We start from the raw sequence: 4,925 nt of genomic DNA on the forward strand, positions 1-4,925 counted from the left end.
GTCAGGCCACTCTTGGCATCGACACCAATGTGGGCCTTCATGCCAAAGTGCCACTGATTGCCTTTCTTGGTCTGATGCATCTGCGGATCGCGTTGCTGCTCTTTGTTCTTGGTCGAGCTGGGTGCCTCAATGATGGTGGCATCGACTAAGGAAGGTGCGAATAAGTCATATGGCACGAGAGCATTTAATGGTAACCCATTGATATTAAATGACTAAAATTTTCATTTTTTGTTCGTGGGATACTTGTTCGCACTTTCCCTTGTAAAATTCCGCCGAAAAAGGCTTTGATATCCCGCTGCAGCTCACAGGGGTACTGGGTATAGGCCTGTCGCTTGCCAAACAGATTGAGAGCCAGGTAGACCAGTAAATCTTGTTGTCGCTCTTGCTCGGCCTGTTTTAACTGGGCTAGATCAAAATGTTGTCCAAGCAGGGTCATGGCTTTACGATGGCTGCCTGCGATCTCTTTTAACTCGTCGCTGTGTTCAAATTCATTGTTAGCCGGAATGCGGCCAAGGGCCAGCGCCCGTTGCCAGAAGGCTTCAAATAGCGGCTGATGGCGTGCAACCAAGAGCGCGGCTGTGGCCTGTTGGTTGGGGGCAGGGGAGGTGAGCTGTTGCCAACTATGGTTTCTACGCTGACGCTGGGCTAAGAAGCGCTGTTCTTCAAGCTTGTCCTTAAAGACATAGAAGATGCCGGGTCCGACGGCGATTGCGTTTTCGTCCAAGATACTGTCTATATAGTGCTTGAGTTCGCTCTGGTTGTAGTAACGCTGGAAGGTGTTACGCGATGTGATGACGCCATCCTTGTAGGGCGTAAACTGGGAGATATAGCTCTCGTTGGCAAGCATGGCAGAGATGACCAGTAGGGTCTGGGCCAGCTCCCAAGCGCCGAGTAGCGCCTCCATCCGTTCGTCTTGATCCTCTATCACGTTGATCACAAAACCGAGATTGACAATATGGGATGCAACCTTTTCTCCATCTGGGCGAAAATTTGGGTCCCACCCTAGCGCATCAATGCCATGTGCTTCCAGCTCACGCAAGTCATCACCACGGCCACAGCCGTAATCAAACAGCATATAGTCACCGCTGAGATAGCCATGGCGGGCTAGCATCTTCATGGGCGCAGATAGTTCATGGCGTATCAGCGCGGTTTTATGGCGATCGATTTGAACGCCCGGTTCCTCTTGTGGTAAGGCAGACATTCGAAATAGGCGACCATCGACCAACTGATAGCCATGTTTTGCGATGAGCCGCTCCCACGATGCTTTGAAGCCAATCATCCGGGGCTGCTCATAGAGCCCTGCTACTTCTCCCTCTTCGGTGATCTGCCGGCAGTTATCTGCCTCTGGGTGATCTGGCGCTAACATGGTTTCTTTGCGATGGAGAATGGGAGGGTTATCGTGATTCTCGTAGTGGGTAATTGTGTGACTCAGTTTGGCCAGATCGACAGTGACACTCCGTTTGAGGCAGGGGTAAGCCTCTTGAAAGAAGGTGGGGTAGCTAAGCAGTGACAGGCGAAAATCTTTCTTGGCCAATTTGACCAGATCCCATTCACTCTCTGCTAACTTAAGCGCTTGTGCCACGGCGCTGACAAAGCGGTAGAGCAGTGGACTGGTTGCTTCTAGCGTTACTTTATGAAGATAGACCGCATCAGGCAGTACTTTCTTGTATGGTAGGCCTGTGACAAGTTGTGCGAAGCGCTCAGGAGTTAGCATCAACACCGTCCTTTGAGTTGTTCGAGGGTTATACGTTTGGGTACACGTCTACCGTGATGTGTGGAGAGTTCTACAAGACTGCCGCTTTGCTGTGGTCCAAAACTGATATGTAGCGGCCGATCTGGCCCATAGAGATAGAGGCGATCAAACGGGGTATGTTGGGCTAGCCAAAGCGCGAGTTGATAGCTGTTTTTTCCTGGGTAAACGAGGTCAACTGCTGCCCCACGGCGAGGGCAGATCAGTAATCCCTCTTTATTGCGTTCACAAGCAGCATGCTGATCGAGGGCTGGGGCTATGCCGGGCGATGGACTGGCCAGAATGGCCCTGCGCAGTTCGGCGCCACAAAAACCATAGGTGAGTTGGGGCAGCCCATGTGCTTGCACTAAAGGATCGAGAATATTAGTGGCTAATTCTTGATAAGCTAGCCAACTATCGTTTTGCAAGGGAAGGTTATGGCAGGGTTTGCGTTGCCAAGTTTCACCGCAGTGAAATAGCATCTCGAAAGTAAAATGGCGGCTGCAAGGGTGATTTGAACTCATAGCCTATTTAGTCACTTTCAGGTAACAAAAATCAACGTAGTTAATCATATATCTACCTGATTACCCATGATTAGCAGTCACCACGAGCTATACTGATCTTACGTACAGTTACTGAGGTACGAGATCATGGCCAAAAGCAAAGTCCAATTCCAGAAAGGCTACAGCCTGTTTGATTTTTTCAAGGACTATGGCACTGAAGCGCAGTGCGAAAACGCGCTGCTTGCTTGGCGTTTTCCGAACGGTTTCATCTGTCCTGAGTGCGCCAACAAGACCTGCTGTCGCCTGAAAAGTCGGCCACGCGTGCTGCAATGCAATCACTGCCGTCACCAGATGTCATTGACTGGAACCGCCGATGTAAAAATGACCCACTAACGCCGGAGTAAAGTTGACCCACCTGGGCCAAGATCGTGGCTTTTGAGCCACGCCCATGTTGACCCAGGAGTTATCAGTGGAAATCAGAGTGTTGGCCCGTCAGGGCATGAGCATCCGGGCTATCGCCCAGCAATTGCGGGTGTCCCGTAACACGGTTCGTAAGTATCTGCGCAACCCGGGCCTGCCAATCTATCCCAGCCGAGCTGCCCGACCAACCAAGCTCGATCCTTTTAAACCCTATCTGCAAGCGCGTATCCAGGCAGCGAAGCCACACTGGATCCCGGCGACGGTTCTGCTCAGGGAACTGCGAGAGCATGGTTACACTGGCGGGCTCTCCCAGCTCAAGGCCTGGTTATCTCCTCTGCGCCATGACGCCTCTGGCACTGTCGTCCGTTTTGAAACGGCCCCCGGTAAACAGATGCAGGTCGATTTCACCATTATCCGCCGCGGCAATCGGCCTCTGAAGGCCTTTGTTGCTACCCTGGGATTTAGTCGCGCCAGCTATGTCCGTTTCTTCGATCACGAACGTAATGATGCCTGGTTGACCGGACTGCGTGAGGCTTGTCATTTCTTCGGTGGGGTCCCGCAGGAGGTGCTATTTGATAATGCCAGTACCATCATCCGCGAACGGGATGCCTATGGTGAAGGTGACCATCGTTGGCATCCGGCCCTGCTCGCCTTGGCCGAAGAATTCGGTTTTCGCCCCCGCGTCTGCCGTCCCTACCGGGCTCAGACCAAAGGCAAGGTCGAGCGCTTCAATGGCTACCTCAAGCGCAGTTTTGTCACACCACTGGCAGCCACCCTCAAGCAGGCAGGACTGGCGCTAGATGTGTCAACCGCCAATGCCCATATCGGCCCCTGGTTGCAAGACATCGCCAACCAGCGTAGCCATGGCACTACCGGTGAAGTCCCGGCTATCCGATTGCAACAAGAGCTGCCTCATTTTCTACCCCTGCCACAGGCGCTACCCGTTAGTCCCGGCACCACGGCCACTGCGCGCCCCATGCCGCTGGAGAGCTTGCAGCATCCGCTATCGGTATACCAAGACCTGCTGGAGGTGAACGTATGAACTTGCAGCATGAACGCCTGATGGCCCTGAGTCAGGCGCTGCGCCTGGAAGGGATTGCTGCCCAGTGGTCAGCACTAGCTCAGAAGGCTGCCAACGAGGAGGCGAGCTTCGCCGATTATCTGGAGTGGTTGCTGCACGCAGAGCAGACCTTGAGGACCGAGCGCACCCGCCAGACCTTGCTCAAACTGGCCACTTTACCCGTGGTCAAAACGCTGGAGCAGTACGACTTCGGCTTTGCCAGTGGCGCACCTCGCAGCCAGTTGCAGGAGTTAGCCAGTCTGGCCTTTATCGAGCGTAGCGAAAACATAGTGCTGCTGGGCCCAAGCGGAGTGGGCAAGACGCATCTTGCCATCGCACTGGCCTATCGGGCTCTGATGGCTGGCATCAAGACCAGATTTATCAGCGCAGCAGACCTGATGTTGCAGCTGCAAGCAGCTCAACGACAGGAGCGGCTTAATGCCTACTTCAGCCGTGTCGTGATGGGGCCGCGTTTACTGGTGATCGATGAGATAGGCTACTTGCCGTTTGGGCGTGAGGAAGCAAACCTGTTTTTCAATGTGATCGCCAAACGTTATGAGAAAGGGAGCCTGATCTTGACGAGCAATCTGCCCTTTAGCCAGTGGGCCAGCACCTTTGCCGATGATCAGACACTGACGGCAGCTATGCTCGATAGGCTGTTACATCATGCACACATCGTTCAGATCAGCGGTGAAAGCTATCGTTTGAAAGAGAAACGCAAAGCGGGGGCCACACCCAAAACCAATTAACCCCATGTCCGGGTGGATCACTTTTCAATCGGCGAAATTAGCCAGAGTGGATCAGTTTTCGGTCGGCGTTGACAACTGGAAACACGATTTTCGCAAACACCAAGCTCCCACTGACCAAGTGGTTTCTGGCAATGCACCTGTTGTCACAAACCAAAACAGGCTTGTCAGCGATGGAGCTAAAGCGCCAGTTGGGCGTCAAATATGACACCGCCTGGATGCTCAAGCACAAGCTGCTGCAAGTCATGAAAGAGTCCGATGACAAGCAGCCCATCAGCGGCATCATTCAGCTCGATGATGTCTACTGGGGTGGCGAGCGCAGTGGTGGCAAACGGGGTCGGGGCGCGGCAGGCAAGACGCCGTTTGTGGCAGCAGTGGCCCTGAACAAGGAAGGACATCCAATCAAGATGCGGATGACGGTGGTCGATGGTTTCAAAACCAAGTCCGTTGCTGATTGGGCAAAACGG

The 4,925-nt window shown here is 53.4% G+C and carries 4 protein-coding genes and 3 pseudogenes; 4 read left to right on the forward strand and 3 right to left on the reverse strand.

Annotated features, from left to right (window positions below; all coding sequences use genetic code 11):
• The 3 genes and pseudogenes from J9889_RS17290 to J9889_RS17300 form a co-directional block, all read right to left on the reverse strand.
• Positions 1 to 152 (reverse strand): annotated as a pseudogene (locus J9889_RS17290) (transposase); the annotation flags it as partial.
• Positions 153 to 184: 32 nt separating this feature from the next.
• On the reverse strand, positions 185 to 1,714 hold the full coding sequence (locus tag J9889_RS17295) for a DNA phosphorothioation-associated putative methyltransferase (RefSeq protein ID WP_246878115.1): 1,530 nt from the start codon (positions 1,712 to 1,714) through the stop codon (positions 185 to 187).
• Positions 1,714 to 2,253 (reverse strand): hypothetical protein, encoded by a 540-nt coding sequence (locus J9889_RS17300; RefSeq protein ID WP_210557493.1) that lies wholly within the window; start codon positions 2,251 to 2,253, stop codon positions 1,714 to 1,716. Before J9889_RS17300 ends, J9889_RS17295 begins: the two co-directional genes overlap by 1 nt.
• Positions 2,254 to 2,379: 126 nt before the next feature.
• On the opposite strand from J9889_RS17300, the pseudogene J9889_RS17305 reads away from it, so the two are divergent.
• The 4 genes and pseudogenes from J9889_RS17305 to J9889_RS17320 form a co-directional block, all read left to right on the forward strand.
• Positions 2,380 to 2,598: pseudogene (locus tag J9889_RS17305) on the forward strand (transposase); the annotation flags it as partial.
• An 82-nt stretch (positions 2,599 to 2,680) separates the two neighbouring features.
• Positions 2,681 to 3,694: an IS21-like element ISAeme17 family transposase gene (gene istA / locus J9889_RS17310; RefSeq protein ID WP_069785377.1), complete on the forward strand. Its 1,014-nt coding sequence runs from the start codon at positions 2,681 to 2,683 to the stop codon at positions 3,692 to 3,694.
• Positions 3,691 to 4,461 carry an IS21-like element ISAeme17 family helper ATPase IstB gene (gene istB / locus J9889_RS17315; RefSeq protein WP_099994263.1) on the forward strand — a complete coding sequence of 257 codons (771 nt, stop codon included), beginning with the start codon at positions 3,691 to 3,693 and terminating at the stop codon, positions 4,459 to 4,461. Before istA ends, istB begins: the two co-directional genes overlap by 4 nt.
• A 74-nt stretch (positions 4,462 to 4,535) precedes the next feature.
• Positions 4,536 to 4,925, forward strand: a pseudogene (locus J9889_RS17320) (IS1595 family transposase); the annotation flags it as partial.

This window comes from Aeromonas sp. PrichA-15 (genome assembly GCF_017939245.1).
Lineage (GTDB): Bacteria > Pseudomonadota > Gammaproteobacteria > Enterobacterales > Aeromonadaceae > Aeromonas > Aeromonas caviae.

Excerpts from the sequence above, each read along its gene's own strand:
- J9889_RS17295 (WP_246878115.1), bottom strand. The coding sequence starts at position 1,714 with ATGCTAACTCCTGAGCGCTTCGCACAACTTGTCACAGGCCTACCATAC.
- J9889_RS17300 (WP_210557493.1), bottom strand. The coding sequence starts at position 2,253 with ATGAGTTCAAATCACCCTTGCAGCCGCCATTTTACTTTCGAGATGCTA.
- istA (WP_069785377.1), top strand. The coding sequence starts at position 2,681 with ATGTTGACCCAGGAGTTATCAGTGGAAATCAGAGTGTTGGCCCGTCAG.
- istB (WP_099994263.1), top strand. The coding sequence starts at position 3,691 with ATGAACTTGCAGCATGAACGCCTGATGGCCCTGAGTCAGGCGCTGCGC.